Source organism: Marinifilum sp. RC60d5, assembly GCF_052400665.1.
GTDB lineage: Bacteria > Bacteroidota > Bacteroidia > Bacteroidales > Marinifilaceae > JBQTGK01.
The window spans coordinates 99,844-123,060 of record NZ_JBQTGK010000003.1 but is presented as its reverse complement, the minus strand read 5'-3'; the positions used below and the strand labels follow the sequence as shown (position 1 = coordinate 123,060).

Here is a 23,217-nt window from a genome sequence, read left to right as displayed (position 1 = left end):
TTTCTGATAAATAAGGCGTTTTTTTTATATCCTAACTCATTTAAAATTCCTTCTAGCCTATATTATTTAATCATTCTACAAATAAAAATAAGAATTATCCATTTCGTTGATAAAACTGCCCTATTCATTGATTACTTTTCATCAACCCCTGCAATCTCTCTTTCTTTGGACTAAAGAATAAACAATATAAATTTAATCCGATGAAAAAATTCAGAATCCCAAAAAAGTCAATTGCCTTTGCAGTATCGGCAGGTTTAGTATCTGGTGTTTTGTTTACATCTTGCGAAAGCGACAGCAATGATGAAACAGGTAACTCTACAGAATTAAGTGTTAATAACTATGTACAAATTGCTTCCGGGCAAACTACTCTATATAATGGAGATGGCGAAATTGTTTCAGAATTGAACTCTGGCGATGTATTTTACGGTCAGGATGCCAATTATTTAAAAGGCGAAGAAATGAGCTACACAGATAATGGCAACGAAACAGTTACCGATAATAACACAGGATTAATGTGGCAGCAAGTACCCACAAGCCAAGAATTTACCTGGCAGGAAGCGGTTGATTATTGTAATGAGTTAGAACTTGGTGGTTATGATGACTGGCGTATGCCAAGCTGTAAAGAATTGTATTCTATTAGTGATTTTGGTAAAGGATGGCCATATATCGATACCGATTATTTTAATTTGGCTAGTGGCGAAGTTTCTAAAGATGAACAGTTCTGTCTTCGAACTATTATGTCGGCGTAACAGTAGAAGGTGGTTCTCATGCTGCTTTTGGTGTGAATCACGTTACAGGTCACATTAAAGCTTATGCTGCCGAAATGACTGCTGATGGTGAACAAGGAGAAGCTCCAGACGATAGTACACCTCCCCCAAGTGATGGCAATGCTGCTCCAACAGGTAATCCACTGGCAAAATATGTTCGTGCAGTTCGTGGCGACGATTACGGCATTAATGATTATACAGACAATGGTGATGGTACAATTACCGATAATGCTTCAGGCTTAATGTGGGCCCAGGATGATAGTGAAAAATTAAACTGGGAAGATGCTCTTGCCTATTGTGAAACATCCGCTTTAGCTGGTTACACCGACTGGCACATGCCAAACGTAAAAGAGCTTCAGGGTATTGTTGATTATTCTCGCTCTCCAAGTGCTACCGATCCTGATAATGTTGGTCCGGCTATTGATCCGATATTTAATTGTACTCCAATTGTAAACGAAGCAGGTAACGACGATTATGGTTATTACTGGACAGGTACTTCGGCAAACTTTACATCGGGTGAACCTTACTACTATGCATGGTATGTTGCATTTGGTATGGCTGTAGATGGAGATGGTGAAGATTTTCACGGTGCAGGTGGTGTTCGTTTCGACACAAAATACGAAGGTGGACCTTTAGGAGAAGGTGGCGAGCGTTACTACAACTTCGTACGTTTGGTTCGCGATGCCAAATAATTATACTTACAACTAGAAACCATATAAAATCCGCCAGGGAGACTTCTCCTTAGCGGATTTTTCTATTATGAATAACATAGTTCTTTTTTTTACCACTTAAAAAAAAACATCTCGATTTTCAAGATTCTGAAGGCATTACACTCAAGCCAATGCGTTCTCGTTCAATATCAATACTTATAAGTTTTAATCTTAATTCGTCTCCCTCTTTCAAACCCTCTGCATTAGCAGGTAAATCGGAAGTAGCAACAAAACCGGACAAATTCCATTCTAACTTAACGAAAAGTCCAAATTGAAAAAATGAATCAACCTTACCTATTAAGCTGTCATTTATCTTGTATTTTTGTGCAAATTCCTCCCAGGGGTTTGGCTGACATTGTTTTAATCCAAGCGACATTCTATATCCTGTTTCGTTCACATCCAATACCACAACTTCTATTGTATCGCCAACACTTAGCAGATGATCAGGATAGATATTTTTATTCGTCCAATCCATTTCCGAAACATAAACAATGCCCTCTATGCCTTCTTCAATCAGCACCATACATCCGTAATCCATTACTTTAATTACCAAACCTTTTACCCGTTTTCCTTCAAGATAACGTTCCACAATTCCCTTCCACGGATTTTTTGTACATTGTTTCATTCCCACACTAATGCTCTTTTTTTCTTCATTTAATTCTAAAACCATTACCTCTATACAATCTTCACAGGAAACCATATTAACAGGTCTTAAATTGGTAGTAACCCAAGCCATATCCTGACGGTGAAAAAAAGCCAGAACATCCTTTTCTAATTCTACATAACAAGCATACTCAAGTATTTGTGTAACCCTACCGATGTGTTTTGTTCCTTCTTTATATGTAGAGGCTATTTTTTGCCAAGACTTGTTTTCATTCATTTAAGAAACTAATAATAAATTTATGATTTCTTTTAACACCTGTAAACACAAGTGTTTTAAGCAAAACGGTACGAATCTACAAAACAAGAAACCCGAATAAAAATTCATGCAAAAAAAACTTCGACTCCATAGAATCGAAGAATTTTATAATATTTTAAAATCTTAGTGAAAAACCTATTTATTCTTCAGCAACCGGCACACCTCGGGTTATAAAAGATAAACCCTGTTGTCCGTATGTTGAAATCATTACAGCCTCGAATAAAGGCGGGTTTTTAGAATTTACTTTAGCCCAATCGAAAACGAAATTAGCTCCCGATCCCCCCTCAATATCTTGTTCTTCTATTATAATCTCTATGGTTTCCAAAGGATTTAAATAAATAGGCGTTTTAATATATTGTCTGATATTTTCTCCAATGGTATTGTAATAATCAGCTTTTAAAATATAAACTGTATCGCTTAATGAAATATTTCTGATACTAACGGTAGTTGTAAGATCGAATGCTCTATGCTCCTGCACATGATATATATGGGAATAAACAGGAAGATACGTTTTCCCATGTACATAATGATCAAAATTCTCAATATCACTTTTCTTACTATCCCAATTCGCTTGCTGAGTAGGATACTTATCTATTTCATTTTCTCCACATGCACTAACAATCAATAAAATAACTAGCAATTCAAATATTCTCTTCATAGATGTAGGTTTTTGTTGACTGATTATAACAAATATAAACTTGCTGACACAAATATAAATAAGAAAAGATTGATTCATCTTTTATATCTGATCCTACGAATTTACAGAAGCAAATTAAGTAAACAAAAAATAACCTGAGCAATATAAATATAATGGGCTAAAAAACTTTAAGTCATCACACAAAGATCAACTTAATTAAATTTAGTCTACTCAAACTTTTTTCTCTTAGAAAAAGCATAAATAAAGAAAGCTCCAAAAACAATAGCAAGAACACCAACTAAAGGAGCGTATGGATTTACATGCGGAATAAGAAAACTAATAAAATCCTGAAAATTTTCGTGCCCCATAAAAAAAAGAGCAATTGCTGCAAGTACAAACAGGTAGCCAAAAACTTTAATAGCAGTAGGATATATTGATTCTTTGGCAAGCAATAAAAATAAAATACCCAAAGCTAATCTACCTAATATAGCAGTAACATATAAGCATGAGCTTAGCATATTATTTTCGATCCAAGCTAATATAATTTGAGATTTAACAAGTAATAAAATTCCCGCAAGAATGATTAATATTCCGAATAATTTGATGATTACTTTCATAGTCAGATGAATACAATTCTTTCTTTGTTAATCTACAAAATAATCACGGCTCAACAAAATAATTAACTCGCTAATAAATAGAACATAAGTCATATTACAAATACAAAATCCCAAGCAATAAGCTCAGGATTTGTAAGTAAAATTATTTCTGGTGTTATGTGTCTTATTTTTCGAATAAAAACTCCAAAGGGATGTTCAATCTTTTACTCCATGATTTCTCGCTGTGATTTTCTCCTGGAAAATACTTAGTTATCCAATTGGCTTTATCATAACCTTTAGAAATCATTAGCGAATCTACTTTTTTCTGTATTTCGGGATACAAAGCATCTAAGGTTTGATCACCACAATCGAAATAGATTTTATGAGTTTTAGGATTGGGCAAATTTTCACTTAAATATTTCACAAATGCATTTGGAATTGGATTGTTTTCAAGCGTAAATGTACCAACCCAATGTGTAGACAAACAAGCAGCGCCACCAAATATATGCGGATATTCACAAATCGCATACATAGATATTAATCCTCCCATGCTACTGCCAGCTACAAATGTATTTTCTTTATTTGTTCGAACAGAATATTTTTTATCGATGTAAGGTTTTAGCTCTTTTACCAGAAATTTAAGATAGTTATCTGACTGTGGACAAAATGCCTTTTTTAATGGAACATGAGAAAGCTTAAGCTGAGCGTTTATAGTATCTTTTTCAACTTGCGATAAACTCTCAAATGGTTTCTGAGGAAAATAATCGGGATGTCTGTTTTCTCCGCCATTCCAAATTCCTACCACTATAAAGTCCTTAAATTTTCCTGATTTTATAAGTTTTGAAGCAACATCATCCACATCCCATGCTTGTTTGTTCCACGATTTCTCAGCGTCATATAACATCTGACCATCATGCATATATAATACTGAATATTTATTCTCTAAACAATATCCTTCCGGCAACCAAATATCAACATTTCGGGCGGTAATAAATTCTGACTTAAAATTCTCAACTCGTTCTATTTTTCCACTAACAACATTCGGTATTTCGTTTTGCGCATTTACATGCATAAAAAGGAACATTACAATCGTTAAAAAAAGAAGATTTCTCATGTATTAGAATTTAAAAAAGCCTGATTCATCAATACAACAACAGATCAAATCAGGCTTTTATTTATTATTTTACATATACTCTATATTCCCAGGGCTTTAACTCCAAATTAAGTTTTGCAGCAATATCATGCTTGTTTCCATCTTTAAAGCAAGCATAAGTACCTGCATTTGCTCCCATTTCAAGGGTAGCTTTTGTAGCTTCCTTACTTAGGTTTAAGATTACAACTACCTTGTCTCCTTCTGCTTCACGCGAAAAAGCATAAATTGCTTCGTTTTTATCCGAAGGAATACGAACTAATTTTCCTCCTTTTACACCATTTTGAAGAGCTTTATTGTTCTTTTTTAAAGCAATTAATTCTTTGTAAAAAGCTGCTAATTCCATATTCGACCAGTCAATCTCATCTTTCTCAAAAAATTTCAATCGCTTATCCATTCCTGCTTCTTGTCCACTATAAATCAGAGGCATTCCCGGCACTGTAAAAGTTAAAACAGCAAATGCTTTTCCAGCTTCGCCCATTCTCTCATTAACTGTACCATTCCATGAGTTTTCGTCGTGATTGGTAATAAAATTCATGATATAAGAATCCGCAGGAAAAACAGTATCTATTTTTGTAAAATATGCCTCTATATCATTGGCATTTTTTTCTCCTTTTGCAACATCGTTCATAATGTGGTGCAGATCCCAACCATACCCCATATCAAATGCATTTTTCAGCAATTCAGGTCCTCCATCTTCGGCCAGCATAAATACAGGTTTTACTGCATCTAAATCTTTACGAGCTTGTTCCCAAAAATCGGTAGGAACCATTCCTGCCACATCGCAACGGAATCCATCCACATCGGCATTCTCGATCCAATATTTTAAAGAACCTATCATATACTCACGCATATCATTATTCTCATAATTTAAGTCGGCAGTATCACTCCAGTCGGTTCCTTCGGGAATTACAATTTCACCTTTTTCGTTTTGAGTGTACCAATCTTTATGCTCGGCCATAAGCACATTATCCCAACCGGTATGGTTTGCCACCCAATCTAAAATTACTTTCATACCCATTTTATGAGCACTTTTCACAAGGTTTTGCAAGTCTTCCATTGTACCAAATTCGGGATTTACTGCTCTATAATCGGCAACAGCATAATAGCTACCCATACTCCCTTTTCTGTTCTTTTCAGATATTGGATACACTGGCATTAACCAAAGAATATCAACACCCATTTCCTTTAAGCGAGGCATGTGCTTTGCAAAAGCATTAATTGTTCCTTCGGGCGTATATTGGCGAATATTAACTTCATAAATATTTGCATTTCTGCTCCACTCAACTGGTTTTTCCGCCTTTATGTCTACAGCTTTTGCTGCTGGTTTGTTCTGACAGCCAGCAAGCATACCTGCTAAAACAACTAAAACCAAAACAATCTGATTCATTTTTTTCATTTCTATATTTTTTTGATCTAATAAGATGTTAGATAATTTTTTTATTTATATAAGCTCCAATAATACAATATCAAATTCAGTATCAATGTTTACTTTTCCATTCTTCACTTTTACATTCTTTCCTGAATAGGCATCACGAAGCTTAGTTCCATTTTTAAGAGCTGGTATAGTCAACTCTTTTTCTCCTTTAGACAAATCTAATCCTATAAATACCATATCATTATATTCGCCTTTTATAAACGATCGACTAAAAACATAAGGTTTTTCTGAAATCATTTTATGCATACCCGCACCAACTGCAGGATGATTTATACGAAACTTACCTAGCTTTTGCCAGTGTACTAAAACAGCTTGCGTTTTTTCATTTGTTTTAATATCATCCCAATTCATAAACGATCGTAAGGTCGCATCTCCAACAGCACCTTCTATTATAAGCGGTCGAGCAGTTTCATCGCCATAATATACTTGAGAAGTACCTGGCGTAAGCAATAATTTTGTAGCTGTTTCGAAACATTTCTCTCTTTTCGGATCGAAAGGACTACCATCATCGTGAGAAGTAAGATAATTTAAAACTCCATAACCTTTTAAATCACCATTAAGGAGCTCTGAATATTTTGAGAATAATTCTTCGTAAGAAGATTGTGCATTGTACTTGAACTCGAAATTGATTAATTCGTTAAATCCATTGGCAAAATAATCTACTTTTTTATCACCAAAATCAAAGGCAAATTTATTACTGATATTGTAATTATACACTTCTCCTACGGTATAAAAATCGTTATCATCCATTACTTTAGCTGGATTATTTTTTTTCCATAATTTAAATGCATACTCACATTCTTTTCTAAAATCAGACCAAACCTCTGCTTCAGTATGCTTTACAGTATCAGCTCTATAGCCATCAATTCCAAAATCAGTAATGTAATCGCACAACCATTTTATGATGTAATATTTTGGAGTTCGAGGATAAGATGTACGTTCAAAAAACTCATCAAGCTCTTTCATTTCCTGCTCATAACGACCTTCATCTTTCCATTTCTGTGCCAAAACCTCAGGAATATCAACTTCCACATTACTTTCTGTCTTAATATCTGGTAAGTTGTTTGTTAGTGTACATTCAATTGTTGAAGCATACGATTTGTAAGTACAAGTTGGCTCAACACGAACCCAATCCTTACTCCAAACAGGATCTTTCTCTGTAACTGGTCCAGTATGATTAATTACCGCATCCATTACAATTCTAATTCCATTTGCATGAGCTGTTTCTACCAAATTGGCCAAATCTTCCATGCTTCCAAAATTTGGATCAAGTGCTGTCCAGTCTTTCGCCCAATATCCATGATATCCATAGGTATTTCCTGTTCCCTCATCAATAACTCCATGAATTTGCTCTGTAACCGGAGTAAACCAAATTGCATTAATTCCTAAATTGGTAAAATACCCTTCTTTTATTTTCTGGGTAATTCCTTTAATATCGCCACCTTCGAAACCTCGTAAAGTAGCCGTTGGTAATTCTCTTTCAAAATTTACATCGTTACTAGTAGTTCCGTTATTAAAACGATCTGTTAATAAAAAATACAGATTGGCTCCTTCCCAAACAAAAGGTGTTTTAGCTATTTCAACTTTCTTATCTACTGTAGAACAGCCGGCAAGAAAAAACAGCAATGCTGCAAAAATGCTGAATGTTTTGATCTTCATTATTTCGCTAGTTTTATGGTGATTGATTGATTAATATCTTCTTTAATAAGTCCTTTAAATCGAAGAATTTTTGATTTTTTATCCCATTTAAAGTCTATAGATTGTTTATCTATTAAAATTTTCTTTGGCGATTTTTTAATATTATGAACAATCCAGCTAACAGATTTATTCCCTGAACTGTATTGACTACCTCTTTCGGTATTTACATTTAACTCGAGCTTATGTTTTGAAGTTTTAGACGTAAATGTCATGAACTCATATTCTCCTTTTTCATAAGCCTTAGAAGTTTCTCCATTATCGTTATACAGTTCGCCATTACTTTTAGCTACCGATGAATTGTAGTAAAAATGCAAATCGAAATTTTCCAAGCTGTAATCTCTCGTATTTCTCATTCCAGTTTTCATGGGAATAAACGATCCTGCGCGAACAAAAACAGGAATATGATCTTCCTCTGTTTTTATAGCGTAGGTTTTACCTCCTGCATATTGTTTATCCGATTTAAAATCGAACCAATTAGATCCTTTAGGCAGATAAACATTTTTGATTTTTAAGCCTGCATCGGTAATGGTAGACACTAAAAATGCATCTCCCCATAAATAAGTATCTGCTACAGTAAGCAGTTCTTTATTCTCTGACTCCTCGAAAAATAAAGGGCGCATGAGCGGTAAACCTGTCTGATTATTTTTGAATGCCATTGTATAGATATATGGCATAAGCTGATATCTTAATTCTATTGATTTTTTAGCAAGAGATTTTGTTTTTGCCTCACGAAATACGGGTTCGGAAGGAACAGCTTCTTGCGCATGCGGACGAAAAATTGGCTGAAAAACACCATATTGTAGCCAACGGGTATACAACTCATCATCCAGATTATCACCGGCAAAACCACCTAAATCGGAGTGCATATAAGAAATTCCCTGCAATCCCATTTGCAAGGATATCTCGCTTTGAGGCTTTAAACCATCCCACGATCGACTTACATCACCAGTCCAGGGAATCATGCCATAACGCTGCGAACCAACTGCACCTGCACGCATTAAAATAAAAGGACGCTGATTCGGAAAATCTTTTTCATAACCTTCGTACACCATTTTAGCCCAGTAATGACCATAAATATTGTGAACCTCATCGGCAGATCCCTTAACATGTTGCAATGCTGATGGATGAACTTCTGGTTCACCCAAATCGCCCCACCAGCCAGCAACACCTTTGTTGGCTAATCCTTTATAGATATTCCAAAACCAATTAATTGCTTTGGGTTTGAAAACATCAACCAAGCCGGTATTCCCAAAATAAAAATCGTAAGTATATGGATTACCAATTGAATCGGTTCCTAAAACATCTGTTTTTACAGCCTCATTCCAACGATTCGAAGTTGTCAAAATAAATGGTTCTGTAATTAAAATTGTTTTAACTCCTTTGGCTTCTAAATCAGCAATCATTTTCTCTGGTTCAGGAAAAGAATCACGATGAAAAGACAGGTTTCCCATTTCACCTTTCATCTCTTTTCCAAACCAAAACAAATCCAGAATTATGGCATCAACAGGAATCGAATCTTTCAAAAACTGATCAATAGTTTCTAAAGTTTCCTTTTGAGAATGATATCCGAAACGACTCGAAAAATTACCAAAACTCCAACGAGGCAGCATTGGTTGTCTGCCAGTAAGACGGGTTAGTTCGAAAGTAAAATCGGCCCAGGTATCTGCGGCAATTACCTGATAAACTTTTCTACCACTAATGGTTTCGTAGCGAAGTGTATTGGTTTGTTTACTATCTAAATCTAAATACCCAATGGGAGCATTATCGAAATGAACAGCATATTTTTTCGATGAAACTACCAATGGCATGGTATAATTCATTAACTCGGAATGAGTTCCATATCCGTAATGCGCTCGATTATACAGTTGAAGTCGATATCCACGATGATTCATCCCCAAAACGCGAGCTCCACCTCCAAAAAGAACCTCATCCTTATCAATTGTAAAATCGATATTTTCGCTTGTATCAGTTTTAATGTATCCTTCTTTTTCTGCAATTAATTCTTTTCCCTTATAGCTATAGCTAATTTTAAATGGCGATTTTGAAATGCTAACATCTATTCCGGCCGATTCATAAAAAAGGGTATTTTTCTTATCAACAATTTTTGAAAATCCTTTTTGTGGTTTCATTACCACAGCATGCGATTCTATACTCTCTTTTTCTCCTTTCGGGATAAAAGCAGTTTCCACAATATTTTGATTGTAAAATTGAATTTTATAGGTCCCCTGATTGGTAAAAATCTCTAGCTGCTGATTACTTAATTTATAGGATTGATAAGTTCGCAAACTATTTTGACCAAGTGCAGAAAAAGAGGCACTTGCCACAAGAAAAAGGATACTAACTTGTAATACAATTCGTTTTATACAACTCATATTCGGAGATTTATTAGCTACATGATTTTCCAATCATAATAAGCCAATTGATAATTATTTTAATTCTAATAGTAATGGTGTCATAGCTTTTAAAGAGAGACTTGCTTTCGACAAATCAATATCTCGACCACTAATTATATTTTTTGCTGATTTATATTCATGTAAACTCTCAGAAAACCTGTCGAGCTTAAGCTTATGTATTTTTTGGCTGGCATTTAAAACAATCATAACTGTTTTTTTATTGTTCGATCTAAAATAAACATAAACATCGTTTTCGGGAATGTAGTGTATCAATTTACCGGTATGAATTACCGGATTATTCTTGCGCCAGTTTAGTAATTTACGGGTAAAATTAAATGCATGATTTTCTTCATCTGTTCTCCCTTTGGCAGTGAAAGTATTTCGTTTATCATCTTTCCATCCTCCAGGAAAATCGATTCTCATTTTTCCATCTCCATCGCTTTTTTTGCCTTCCATTAAAATTTCAATTCCCGAATAAATTTGAGGAATTCCTCTTGTGGTCATTAGGAAAGTCATCATTAACTTAAACTTATCAATATCACCTTGTAAGGTAGACATGATTCGTTGCGTATCGTGATTTTCAGAAAAAATAAGGATATTATTTTTATCGGGATACAAATAATCGGCCGACAAACTTTTGTACAAACGTACAAGGCCATTTTCCCATTCCTGTTTTTCGGAGAAAGCTTTTTCCATCGCAAAAAACAGTTGAAAATCCATTACACATGGCAAATAGGAATTATATCCGTCGGCGTTAAGCTTATCTTTTTGCCAGTAAGCAATATCGGCAGCCAATTTATACCAAGTTTCCCCAACAATATTCAAATAAGGATACTCCTTTAAAAGAGCTTTTCCCCATTTGGACATTCCTTTAGGATCGTTGTACGGATGCGTATCCATTCTAATACCGCTTAAATCGGCATATTCAACCCACCATATACTATTTTGAATCAGGTAAGTCATTAACAATTCGTTTTGCTGATTTAGGTCGGGCATACTTTTATCAAACCAACCATCCGAGAATTGAATTTTATCTACCTGCGAAGCATAAGGATCGAGAATTGTAGATTTCCTATGATTTGAATTTGTGTATTCTTTATGCTGATGAATCCATTTTTTTTGTGGCAGGTCCTTCATCCACCAATGTGCGCTGGCACAATGATTAAAGACCATATCCTTAATAAGTTTTATTCCGCGCTTTTTACATTCCTGTGATAATTTCAGGTAGGCTTCATTTCCTCCCAAACGGGCATCGATATTGTAATAATCGGAAATTGCGTAGCCATGGTAAGATCCTTGGTTTTCGTTATCTTCAAGTAAAGGTGTATTCCAAAGTGCGGTAACTCCCAAATTCTGCAAATAATCTAAATGATCTATAATCCCTTGAATATCGCCACCATGACGGCCATCTGGATTATTTCGATCTGCTTTTTCTACTAATCCTTCTACAGAATCATTCTTTGAATTTCCGTTTGAGAAACGATCGGGCATCAATAAATAAATTACATCCGATGAATCGAAACCTTTTCGCGCAGCCGATTGCTTAGCTCGTTCTTTCAATTCATATTTATGAATTATATTTTTTCCATGCTTATTTTTAAAACTAATATCGAAAACACCAGGTTTTGCAGTATTAGTAATCGATAAATCTAAAAACAGATAATTCTTACTCTCAACCTTGTGTATACATTTTAGGTTCACTCCATCATACGAAATCTCAACTTTACATTCACCAATATCAGTACCATAAACCAATAGCTGAAGGTTTGGATTTTCCATTCCAGTCCACCAAAACATTGGTTCTACTCTCTCAATTTTAGTTTTCTGTGCAAATGTTGTTAAACTAAAAAAAGAGAAAAATAAAATTGGGAACAAGGATATTTTTGCTGAGTTCATACAATAAGATTTGTAATATTAAAAATTCAGAATAAGAGGCATGCTCTTATTCTGAATTACCAAAACTAACTATTAGGCGTGTTCTATTACTAAACTACTTTCTTTTTCAATTTTATATTCATCGTCTTGAATAAATAGACTGATATCTTCCCCTTCTTCGTTAATAACGCCAACTCCTTCTTCTGAAACTCTAACATTTAAAAGATTTCCGCGGAAACGAATTTTAAATGAATATGATTTCCACTCCTTGGGAATTAAAGGATTCAATACCAATTTACCGTTCACAACACGTAAACCTCCAAATCCTTCAACAATAGACATCCAGGTTCCTGCCATACTTGTAATGTGCAGTCCTTCATGAACTTCTTTATTGTAATCATCCAAATCTAATCGGGAAGTTCGCAAATACAACTGATAAGCTCCATCGATATCTCCAATTTTAGATGCAAGAATAGAGTGAATACAAGGAGAAAGAGACGATTCGTGAACTGTTCTAGGCTCGTAGAAATCGTAATTTTTCTTTATTGTTTCCTCATCAAACTGATCTTCGAACAAATAAACTCCCTGTAAAACATCCGCTTGTTTTATGAAACATGAGCGTAAGATTCTATCCCAGGACCAATGTTGGTTAATTGGTCGAATAGCTGGATCTAAATCGGCAGCTAAAATTTGTTCTTTATCCATATATCCTTCCTGCTGCAAGAAAACTCCGGTTTCCTCATCAATCGGATAAAACATATTTTCATTGATATCTTTCCATTTTGCAGTTTCTACCTCAAAATCGAAATTCAAATTGCTCATAATCTCCTTTAAACGATCAGGATTAGATGCTTTAACTATTTGCAATGCCTCACGAGTATATTTCATACACCAATTTGCAATGGTACTTGTATACCAATTGTTATTGATATTATTTTCGTATTCGTTAGGGCCTGTTACACCCAGCATTACATATTTCTTCTTGGCTTCGGAAAAAGTAATTCTCTGGCTCCAGAATCTCGAAATACCTATAAGAACATCTAAACCATATTCAGCCAAATATTTTTCATCACCTGTGTGGCGTATGTAGTTATAAATTGCAAAAGCAATGGCTCCATTTCTGTGAATTTCCTCGAAGGTAATTTCCCACTCATTATGGCACTCTTCACCATTCATGGTTACCATAGGATATAAGGCTGCCCCATTTGTAAAACCTAATTTTTCGGCATTTTCTATTGCTTTTTGCAATTGCTTATGACGATAAATTAACAAGTTACGGGTAACCTCGGGCTTAGAGGTACTTAAATAAAAAGGTACGCAATACGCTTCTGTGTCCCAATAGGTTGATCCACCATATTTTTCACCAGTAAATCCTTTAGGTCCGATATTTAATCGTTCATCTTCGCCAGTATAAGTTTGGTTCATCTGAAAAATATTGAATCGAATTGCCTGCTGAGCTGCCACATCACCTTCTATAACAATATCGCTATGAGCCCATTTATCGGCCCAGGCAGATACATGCTCTTCCAGTAAAGAACCATAGCTTTTTTCAGAAGCTGCAGAAACAACAACTTGTGCATTGTTAAAAATATCCGCTTTAGCGTGATTTAAAGAACTTAAAACACTTGCATACTTATAAATAGACAATTCCTGATCCTGCTCAACATCAAATTCAACAGTATTGGCTACATATTTTTCTTCTTCTGTTAAAATTGGGTGTAGTTCTTGTTTTTGCCCGTCTTTACAAACCTCATATTTCATTCCCATGCAAACATGAAAATCTAATTTCTTTGTTTTGGCGGCAATATATCCTTCTCCTTTTATTGATTTAACAGCTAATACCTCCCAAAATTTCTCATCATAATTCGAATCCTCATTCATTACATCTGCATCGATATAGGGGGTAAAACTGATTTTACCATCAAAATTTAAAGGAGTAACAGAGTAACGAATTACACCCACTTCGGATGTTACGATACTTAAAAATCTTTTAGCTTCCACTTTTACTTTATTCCCATTAGATAAAGTTGCAATAAAAGATCGCTCTAGCACTCCTTCTTTCATGTTTAGGGTGCGCACAAAATTACTGACCTCACATTTTGCCAGGTCAAGCATTTCTCCATTAATTTTTACATCGATATTAATCCATGTAGGGGCATTAAGAACTTTTGCAAAATATTCGGGATATCCATTTTTCCACCAACCAACTCTGGTTTTATCAGGATAGTAAACTCCTGCCACATAGGTTCCCTGTAATGTTTCTCCTGAGTAATGCTCTTCGAACATGGCACGTTGTCCCATATTCCCATTCCCAAGACTAAATATACTTTCAGATGCGCGGTGGTTTTCAGGCTTAAACCCTTCCTCAATTATGCACCACTCATCATGCTTTAAATATTCATTCATGATAGCTTTTCTTTAAATTAGCATTCAGCCTTAGGCTATTAACTACTTATTGTTTTTAATTGAGCCATAGTAAAGCCTACAAAGCCCGGAATAACAATATTTGCTTTTCCCAGTACCTCTGGCGAACCAATACCTACACATTTCATATTACCATTCACCGCAGCTTCAACTCCTGCTTCGGCATCTTCAAAAACAATACATTCCGATGGAGAAACATTAAGCAATTCAGCTCCCTTAAGAAATACTTCCGGATCTGGTTTTGCTTTACTAACATGCGTTCCATCTACTACAGCATCAAAATAATCAGTCAGTTTCAACTGATTTAATATGGTCATGGCATTTTTACTTGCAGACCCTAAAGCTATTTTTATTCCCTGTGTTTTAAGTTCATTAAAGAAATCTTTTACACCTGGAAGAATTTCATCGGGAGTCATTTTTAAAATGTACTCCACATAGTTTTTATTTTTTTTCTCAGCTAGTTCAAGCTTTGTTTTATCATCTAATTCAACTCCACCAATTTCTAATAAGATATCCAAAGATGTCATTCTGCTAACTCCCTTTAGTCTCTCATTATCCATTTCGGTAAAGTCAAATCCTAATTCATTTGCTAAACTTTTCCAAGCGATGTAATGATACTTTGCCGTATCCACAACCACTCCATCTAAATCAAAGATGCATGCACTTATCTTTCCCATCGGTTTATATAAATAAAATTTAATTTTCTGTTTGCTTAACAAACAGTACAGATATGGATCCTAAAATCATGATAACTCCTGCAAATACAAGAATATAAATTCCCTGTCCGCCAAAAAAGCTTCTTAGAATAGGTCCGCCAAATACACCACTTAAAATTTGTGGCACTACAACAGTTAAATTGAATAATCCCATATAAATACCCATACGTTTTGCAGGTAAAGCTCCAGATAAAATAGTATAAGGCATTGCAAGAATTCCGGCCCATGCAATTCCAACTCCAATCATCGAAATCAATAACATATATTGATTAGAGAAAAGTATGGTAGAAATAAATCCTAAACCTCCGATAAGCAAAGCGCCGGAATAAACAGTTTTACGACTTGTAAGGCTTATTAATTTTGGCATTACAATAGAAAACAATGCTGCAACCAAACTGTACATCGCAAAACACATTCCAACCCAATTTCCTGCCTCATTAAAAGCACTTAAGATATTCTTGTTGGTTTCTGTTTCAGCATTAAAATCAATGGGCACACCAAAATAATGTTGCGAAATGGCTGTAGTTGAGTAAACCCACAATAAAAATAACGGGAACCACGAAAACAATTGAACAATTGACAATTGTTTCATTGTTTTTGGCATGTTCATTAGTAAAGTCCAAAAACTTTCTTTCGAAGATTTATCTTCCTCTGTGATGTTATTGTAGGCTTCAAATTCTTCTGGTGGATATTCTTTGGTTTTGAATACGGTAACCAAAACACTAATTAATAAAAGAGATCCACCAATATAAAATGACCAAATTACAGAAGGAGCAACATTACCACCTGTAGGATCGTTAGAGATTCCTGCAGCTGTTAATATAAAAGGTAAAGCTGATCCTATTACGGCTCCTACATTAATTAAAAAACTTTGCACCGAATAACCTACATTTCTTTGTTCCTCTGGGGTCATATCGGCAACCAAAGCTCTAAAAGGCTGAAATGTAACATTAAATGATCCATCCATTAATGCTAACATTACAACACCAAATATTAATGCACTACCGCCTTTTACAATCATTGGAGCATTTGGCATAAAAAACATTGCCAACATAGAAACAATTGCTCCGAATAAAATATACGGAGATCTTCTTCCTAACCTATTCCAGGTTTTATCGCTAGCCGCACCAACAACTGGCTGAACAATTAATCCCATAATAGGTGCTACCAACCAAAAAAACGACAATTCGTGAGGGTCGGCACCCAGACTAGTTAAAATTCTACTTGCGTTTGCATTTTGCAATGCAAAACCAAATTGCACTCCAAGAAAACCGAAACTTAAATTCCAGATTTGCCAAAAGCTTAAACGAGGTTGTTTCTTCATCTGATCAATTATTAAATACTCTGTCTAAAATATTAGACGCTTGAATTCACAAAATCATTTTAATTACATCAAAAGATGCCATTAAATAATTACAATTAATTAGGAAAGAAGAAATCTGGAAATAATCATGAATCAATGTGTTTGATTCCAAACACAGTACTAAAACCAACTAACCATTAAATATTATATCAAACATTTAATCGATTCTGATCGTTTTCATCTCCTTCATCTATCCGGAAATGAGATCATATTTTACCAGGAAGTTTTTTTATTAAGTCGGAATAGAGGTTTCCCTCTGCGGTCAAAAGTAGAGAAAATTTACGAATTCATCAAAAATCAAAAATCAAAAAAAGCTCTAAAAGCCCCTACTTTAGTAATACAACACCCATAACAAACGTTTGCAACAAAATGCAAAAAAATCTAATTTTTATTAAATATTACCTGTTTATTTACAACTTTTACTTCAGTACATAAAAAAGAGCTACCAATGGCAGCTCTCTCTATATATATTCATTTTTTTATTTACAGCTCTCTCGTAGATCCCCGAACAATTAAATTTGTTTTAACCACTTTGGTTACTGGTTCATAATCCATGTCACCATCACTAATCCTGCCCACAAGTAACTCACAGGCACGCAATCCAACCTCCGATCCATGCTGCTCCAATGTTGTTAATGCAGGATCGGATGTTCGGGACACAACACCATCAGTAAAACCAATTATGGAAATATCTTCGGGAACTTTAAAACCTACTCTTTTTACTACCGATAATGCTCCAGCTGCTGTTAATTCATTTACTGCAAAAATAGCATCCGGAGGCTGAGGTAATCGCAATAAATCAGGTGTTTTAGCTATAGCTTCCTCAAAACTGTCACATTTTAATATTAACTCCTCGTGAATAGGAAGTTTGTGTTTTAGCAGCGCTTGTCGATATCCTTTTTGTCGATTTTGACCTAATAACATGTGCTGAGGAGCAGACAAGTGTGCAATTCTTTTACACCCAATACTTATTAAATGCTCTACTGCTGCAAATGCACCAGCAAAATCATCTACAATTACATTATCCGAGGAAAGCTCATTACAAACTCTATCAAAAAATACAATTGGAATACCATTGTCTTTCAATTCTTTAAAATGACTATAGTCTTTCGTTTCTTTCGACATGGAAACCAAAACGCCATCAACTCTACTGGCAAGTAAAGCTTGTACATTAGCTACTTCCCGTTCATAAGATTCATTCGACTGAAACATCATAACATTATATCCTGCATCATGCGCAATCTTTTCTATTCCGCTAATTACTGATGAAAAAAAGTGATGAACAATTTCGGGAACAATAACACCAATAATATTTGTTTTACTATGGCGTAAACTTAAGGCTACAGCATTGGGTTTATAGTGCCATTCTTTAGCAAGTTGATTAACAGCTAATTTTGTTTTTGAACTTATATCGGGATGATCTTTTAAGGCTCTTGAAACTGTTGAGGCTGATATCCCCAATTCTTTTGCGATGTCTTTAATGGTAACCTGACCGCTTCTCATAAAATTTCTATAAATTAATATTTCCAGAGTTCATACAACTTCAATGTTATCAAAGTATTAATTCGCTTTAATGCACAAATTTAAAAGTTATGACAACCATTGTAAATATAGGTAAAATTAAACAATTGAAAGTTCAAATTTCATTTTTATTTCGATATTATTCAATTATGTCAATATATAAATATCAAACGTTTGCGGTAACGTTTGCGATGATTTATTCAAACTTAATTATCAATGATTTATACTATCATAAAGGCAATATTTATCTTTGATAACAGAAAACTAAGGCTAACTTAAGGATTAGATAATTGAGAATAAAGATGAACAATGGAAGCTTATTAGTCGGAAACTTGAGTTCATATTTTTCTTTCTTTTTTTTAACTATCTTTCCTAATTAACTAATTTATAATTATCTTAAATTTCTATTTTATGGAACTTAACATTAGTATGCTAAGAAGACTGCTTCTCATGCTTGTTATGGTATTTTCTTTTACCATAATACAGGCACAGGAAAAAGTAATTAGCGGAACAGTTACCGATGCAAACGATAGCATGGGTATTCCCGGCGTTTCCGTAGTTATAAAGGGTACTACTATAGGAACAACAACAGACATTGATGGAAGATATACATTAAATGTAGATGCAAATTCTACAATAGTATATTCTTTTGTTGGTTACAGAACTCAGGAAATTATTGTTGGAGAGCAATCTCAAATCAATGTGATTTTAAGTGTCGAAACCGAAAACCTTTCCGAGGTTGTTGTAATTGGTTATGGTACAGTTAAAAAAGAAGATAAAACTGGTTCCGTAACAAGTGTTTCTTCCAAAGATTTTAACAAAGGAAATATTACTTCTCCTCAAGATCTTTTGGTAGGTAAATCTTCTGGTGTTGTTATCACCTCAACAGGTGGAGCTCCTGGAAGCGGATCAACAATACGTATTCGTGGTGGTTCTTCATTAAACGCTTCAAATGATCCTTTAATTATTGTAGATGGAATGCCAATAGAAAGCGTTGGAAACAATGTAAGTGGTAGTTCAAATGCTCTTTCTTTTATCAATCCTAATGATATTGAAACATTTACTGTACTTAAAGATGCATCTGCAACAGCAATTTATGGTTCTCGTGCTTCTAATGGTGTAATTATTATCAACACTAAAAAAGGTGCAAAAGGAAAAATGAAAGTTAACTATAGTGCTAATTTCTCAGTTTCTACACCCGAAGATTACGTTAATGTTTACTCTGGTGATCAGCTAAGACAAATTGCAAACGAAAACAGAGGTCTTTACGATCCATTAAACTATGAAAAACTAGGTACTGAAAATACGGATTGGCAAGATGAAATTTTCAGAACTTCAGTTTCACACAATCATAACCTTGCATTTTCTGGATCAGAAAAAAACGTTCCTTATCGTGTTTCATTAGGTTACACAGATCAGAATGGTATTCTTGAAAATACTGACATGCAAAGATATTCGGGATCATTAAATTTAAGTCCTACATTTTTTGACAAGTCTTTAAAGGTAGATATGAATGCTAAATTCATGATGACCAATAATAATTTTGGTGATGATGGAGCAATTGGCTCTGCAATTTCAATGGACCCAACTCAACCTGTATACGATGGTAACGTTGAATCTGATGGTTACTACCAATGGCAAAACTATGGTGCTAACCTAGGTACTCCAAATCCTGTTGAACAAGCAAAAGCTGTAAACAACAAATCAGATGTTTATAGAATTGTTGCTAATGCCAAATTAAATTACACATTCCCATTCGTTGATGGATTACAAGCTAATTTAAATTTAGCAACAGACTATACTGAAAGTGATGGTCAAAACAATCGCCCAACTACCTCACCTTCAACACTTGTACCATCAGCTTGGGGGAAATTAAGCGATTACACTGCAGAAAACAGAAATAATCTTCTTGATTTTTACTTAAACTATAAAAAAGAGTTCAATTCAGATAACAGAATTGATGTTACTGGTGGATATTCATGGCAACATTTTGAAAGAGAAGGAACTGATTACACTAGATCTGTTGAAGATGCTGATCACCCATTACAAATAGATAATCAGTCTGAATTCAAAACAGAAAACTATCTAGTATCATTTTTTGGTCGTTTAAACTATGCCTTTAAAAATAAATACCTTTTAACAGGTACGTTCCGTTACGATGGTTCATCTCGTTTTATAGACGATAACAAATGGGGATTTTTTCCTTCTGCAGCTTTTGCATGGAAAATTCACGAAGAGTCATTTATGAAAGGAATAGGGGCTCTTTCTAATTTAAAACTTAGATTAGGATGGGGTAAAACGGGTCAACAAGATGTTGGTGATGACTATCCTGCTCAATCAAAATATACAACATCACGACAAGGCTATTATTATCCTATTGATGGAGTATATTCTCCTACTTTAAGACCTAATACTTATGATCCTGACATTAAATGGGAAGAAACAACAACTCAAAATATTGGTTTAGATTTCGGTTTCTTAAATAATAGAATTAGCGGATCGATTGAATATTATTTCCGTGAAACAGAAGACCTTTTGAATGAAGTAACTATTCCTAGTGGTAGTAACTTCTCGAATAGATTATTAACTAATGTTGGTAGTCTTGAAAATAAAGGTATCGAAATCAATATTAATGCTGTACCAATTTCAACACCAGATATGTCATTAAATATTGGTTTCAACTTCACTCATAACGAGCAAGAAGTAACCAAATTACTATTAAATGATGATCCTAATTATATCGGATTAACTTATGGTAGTGGTATGACTGGAACAACTCAAATTACTAGAGTTGGTGAAGAATCTTATTCTTTCTTTGTTAACAAACAAATTTACGATACAGATGGTAATCCGGTTGAAGGACTATATGAAGATATTGCCGGCAATGGAGGAGTAATTAATGGTGACAATGCTAACAAGTATATATACCACAGTCCTACCCCTAAATATATCTTAGGATTTTCAGCAAGATTTAATTACAAAAACTTCGATATGTCAACCTCATTAAGAGCAAACATCGATAACTACGTAATGAATCAAGTTGCTTCTGGAGCATCATATGATCAAATGCAACAAATTGGATATTGGAAAAATATGCCAACCTATTTGAGTGAAACAAATTTTGTAAAACGACAGTTTACTTCAGATTATTTTGTTGAAAATGCATCATTTCTTAAAATGGATAATATCAGTGCAGGTTATTCTTTCCAGGATATTGCAGGAAAAGGAATTGATGCAAGACTTAGCTTCACTGTTCAAAATGTATTCACAATTACAAATTATAGTGGACTAGATCCAGAAGTTGACGGAGGTATTGACAATAACTTTTATCCTAGACCTCGTACATTTACATTAGGTGTAAATCTAAATTTCTAAAACACAACAACAGATGAAGAAAAATATATATATAATATTCGGTTTTCTAGTTTCTGTACTGGCATACACATCATGTACAGATGACCTAGATGTAACTCCAATAGACCCAAATCAAATATTATCGGGAAACCTTGGAGACGATCCAGTCTATATGGAACAAACATTAGCTAAAATATATGCCAGCTTTATAATTTCTGGTCAAGCTGATGGAGACGCAGATATTTCATCGAGTGATGATGGCTTCTTTATTACCATGAGAGCACTTTGGAATCTACAAACAATTACCACTGATGAAGGTATATGCGCTTGGGGTGATGTTGGTATTGCTGATTTAAATACTCAAACATGGAGTGCTCAAAACCCTTTTTTAACTGCAGTATATCAACGTTTAAGTTTAAGTATAACTTATGCTAACGACTTTTTAAATGTTACTGCAGGTAGTACTGATGCTGATATTATTAGATACCGCGCAGAAGCAAGATTCTTAAGAGCTCTTGCTTACTACTGGCAAATGGATTTATTTGCAAATCCTCCATTTACAACTGAAAAAGATGGTGTTGGTAAATATTCTCCAGAGCAAATTCAAAGAGCTGACTTATTTAAGTTTATTATTGACGAATTAAAAGCTATTGAACCAGACCTAGGAGAACCAGGATCTAATTATCCTCAGGCAGATAAAGGTACTTGTTGGATGCTACTTGCTAAAATTTATTTAAATGCTGAAGTATATACTGGAACAGCACAGTGGGCTGAATGTAAAACTTATTGCGATAAAGTAATTGCAAGTCCTGCTTACTCTTTAGCTGATGATTACAGACAAAACTTTAGTGCCGATAATGATCGTGATCATGGAAACAACGAAATGATTTTTGCTTTTGCTGAAGATGGTGTTAATACTCAAGGAAACGGAGGAATCACATTTATTATTGAATCTTCAAGTGATGCAGACTATATTCCTGCTGAAACATTTCATGGTTTAACATCCAATACCAACTGGAATGGTAACAGAGCAAGAAAAGATTTACTGAACATTTTAGTTGATACAATTGCTGTTTACGGAAATGTTCCTGTTCCATCTACAGATCGTTTGTTTGAACAAGCTCCTGATAAAAGAATCTACTTGAGTCAAAAACAGCAAATTGATATTCCAACTCCTTCTTCTAGTGGAGCCTATGGTGTAGGTGTTTATAAGTTTACTGCTAAAAATCACGACGGTACACAAGCAGACAACTATAATCCAACTTTTGCTTCTACAGATTTTCCTGTATTCCGTTTGGCAGATGCTTATTTAATGAGAGCTGAAGCTTTATTTCACATCGAAGGTGCAGGAGCTGCTGTTGCTGATATCAATATAATTCGCGAAAGAGCCTATGGAGATACCAGTGGAAATATTACTGATGCTGATGTAGATGCTGATTTTATCTTAGATGAAAGAGCAAGAGAATTTTACTATGAAGGACAAAGACGTACTGACCTTATCCGCTTTGGTAAATTTACAGGAGGAGACTATGTATGGCAATGGAAAGGTGGAACTCATGATGGAACAAGTACTAGTAGCCATTTGAATATCTTCCCAATCCCAGGTGATGAAATATCATCTAATCCTAACATTAAGCAAAATGATGGTTATTAATC

General features: G+C 34.6%; 16 protein-coding genes. 4 read left to right on the top strand and 12 right to left on the bottom strand.

Annotated elements, in window-relative coordinates:
- Positions 1–200: 200 nt before the first annotated feature.
- Complete coding sequence (locus tag ACT3CE_RS08055; protein WP_444709256.1) at positions 201–749, top strand: Lcl C-terminal domain-containing protein; 549 nt, start codon at positions 201–203, stop codon at positions 747–749.
- 32 nt (positions 750–781) lie between these two features.
- Positions 782–1,459: an Lcl C-terminal domain-containing protein gene (locus tag ACT3CE_RS08050; RefSeq protein WP_444709255.1), complete on the top strand. Its 678-nt coding sequence runs from the start codon at positions 782–784 to the stop codon at positions 1,457–1,459.
- Positions 1,460–1,577: 118 nt separating this feature from the next.
- Here the strand turns inward: ACT3CE_RS08050 and ACT3CE_RS08045 are convergent, their stop codons facing one another.
- From ACT3CE_RS08045 to ACT3CE_RS07990, 12 genes are all read right to left on the bottom strand, one after another.
- Positions 1,578–2,357, bottom strand: coding sequence for a S1 RNA-binding domain-containing protein (locus ACT3CE_RS08045; protein ID WP_444709254.1), 780 nt, complete (start codon positions 2,355–2,357; stop codon positions 1,578–1,580).
- 178 nt (positions 2,358–2,535) lie between these two features.
- Positions 2,536–3,054, bottom strand: coding sequence for a DUF3124 domain-containing protein (locus tag ACT3CE_RS08040; protein ID WP_444709253.1), 519 nt, complete (start codon positions 3,052–3,054; stop codon positions 2,536–2,538).
- 206 nt (positions 3,055–3,260) lie between these two features.
- Positions 3,261–3,650 (bottom strand): hypothetical protein, encoded by a 390-nt coding sequence (locus ACT3CE_RS08035; protein ID WP_444709252.1) that lies wholly within the window; start codon positions 3,648–3,650, stop codon positions 3,261–3,263.
- Between the two features lie 163 nt (positions 3,651–3,813).
- Positions 3,814–4,743, bottom strand: coding sequence for an alpha/beta hydrolase (locus ACT3CE_RS08030; RefSeq protein WP_444709251.1), 930 nt, complete (start codon positions 4,741–4,743; stop codon positions 3,814–3,816).
- Between the two features lie 64 nt (positions 4,744–4,807).
- The gene (locus tag ACT3CE_RS08025) at positions 4,808–6,178 is read right to left on the bottom strand and encodes an alpha-amylase family glycosyl hydrolase (protein WP_444709250.1); all 1,371 of its coding nucleotides are present in this window, start codon (positions 6,176–6,178) and stop codon (positions 4,808–4,810) included.
- 45 nt (positions 6,179–6,223) lie between these two features.
- Positions 6,224–7,876 (bottom strand): alpha-amylase family glycosyl hydrolase, encoded by a 1,653-nt coding sequence (locus tag ACT3CE_RS08020; RefSeq protein ID WP_444709249.1) that lies wholly within the window; start codon positions 7,874–7,876, stop codon positions 6,224–6,226.
- Positions 7,876–10,287 carry a TIM-barrel domain-containing protein gene (locus tag ACT3CE_RS08015; RefSeq protein WP_444709248.1) on the bottom strand — a complete coding sequence of 804 codons (2,412 nt, stop codon included), beginning with the start codon at positions 10,285–10,287 and terminating at the stop codon, positions 7,876–7,878. Before ACT3CE_RS08015 ends, ACT3CE_RS08020 begins: the two co-directional genes overlap by 1 nt.
- Before the next feature lie 54 nt (positions 10,288–10,341).
- Positions 10,342–12,204, bottom strand: a complete 1,863-nt coding sequence (locus ACT3CE_RS08010) for a glycoside hydrolase family 13 protein (RefSeq protein WP_444709247.1) — start codon at positions 12,202–12,204, stop codon at positions 10,342–10,344.
- Positions 12,205–12,276: 72 nt separating this feature from the next.
- Positions 12,277–14,589 (bottom strand): glycoside hydrolase family 65 protein, encoded by a 2,313-nt coding sequence (locus tag ACT3CE_RS08005; protein ID WP_444709246.1) that lies wholly within the window; start codon positions 14,587–14,589, stop codon positions 12,277–12,279.
- Between the two features lie 38 nt (positions 14,590–14,627).
- Positions 14,628–15,284, bottom strand: coding sequence for a beta-phosphoglucomutase (gene pgmB, locus ACT3CE_RS08000; protein ID WP_444709245.1), 657 nt, complete (start codon positions 15,282–15,284; stop codon positions 14,628–14,630).
- A gap of 19 nt (positions 15,285–15,303) precedes the next feature.
- The gene (locus ACT3CE_RS07995) at positions 15,304–16,647 is read right to left on the bottom strand and encodes an MFS transporter (protein WP_444709244.1); all 1,344 of its coding nucleotides are present in this window, start codon (positions 16,645–16,647) and stop codon (positions 15,304–15,306) included.
- Positions 16,648–17,169: 522 nt separating this feature from the next.
- A complete protein-coding gene (locus tag ACT3CE_RS07990) occupies positions 17,170–18,204 on the bottom strand; it encodes a LacI family DNA-binding transcriptional regulator (protein WP_444709680.1) in 1,035 nt (344 codons plus the stop codon).
- 414 nt (positions 18,205–18,618) lie between these two features.
- Here ACT3CE_RS07990 and ACT3CE_RS07985 point away from each other — a divergent pair, with 414 nt between their 5' ends.
- Both ACT3CE_RS07985 and ACT3CE_RS07980 read left to right on the top strand, forming a co-directional pair.
- Positions 18,619–21,582 (top strand): SusC/RagA family TonB-linked outer membrane protein, encoded by a 2,964-nt coding sequence (locus ACT3CE_RS07985; protein ID WP_444709243.1) that lies wholly within the window; start codon positions 18,619–18,621, stop codon positions 21,580–21,582.
- Between the two features lie 13 nt (positions 21,583–21,595).
- The gene (locus ACT3CE_RS07980) at positions 21,596–23,215 is read left to right on the top strand and encodes a RagB/SusD family nutrient uptake outer membrane protein (protein WP_444709242.1); all 1,620 of its coding nucleotides are present in this window, start codon (positions 21,596–21,598) and stop codon (positions 23,213–23,215) included.
- The last annotated feature ends 2 nt before the right edge of the window (positions 23,216–23,217 follow it).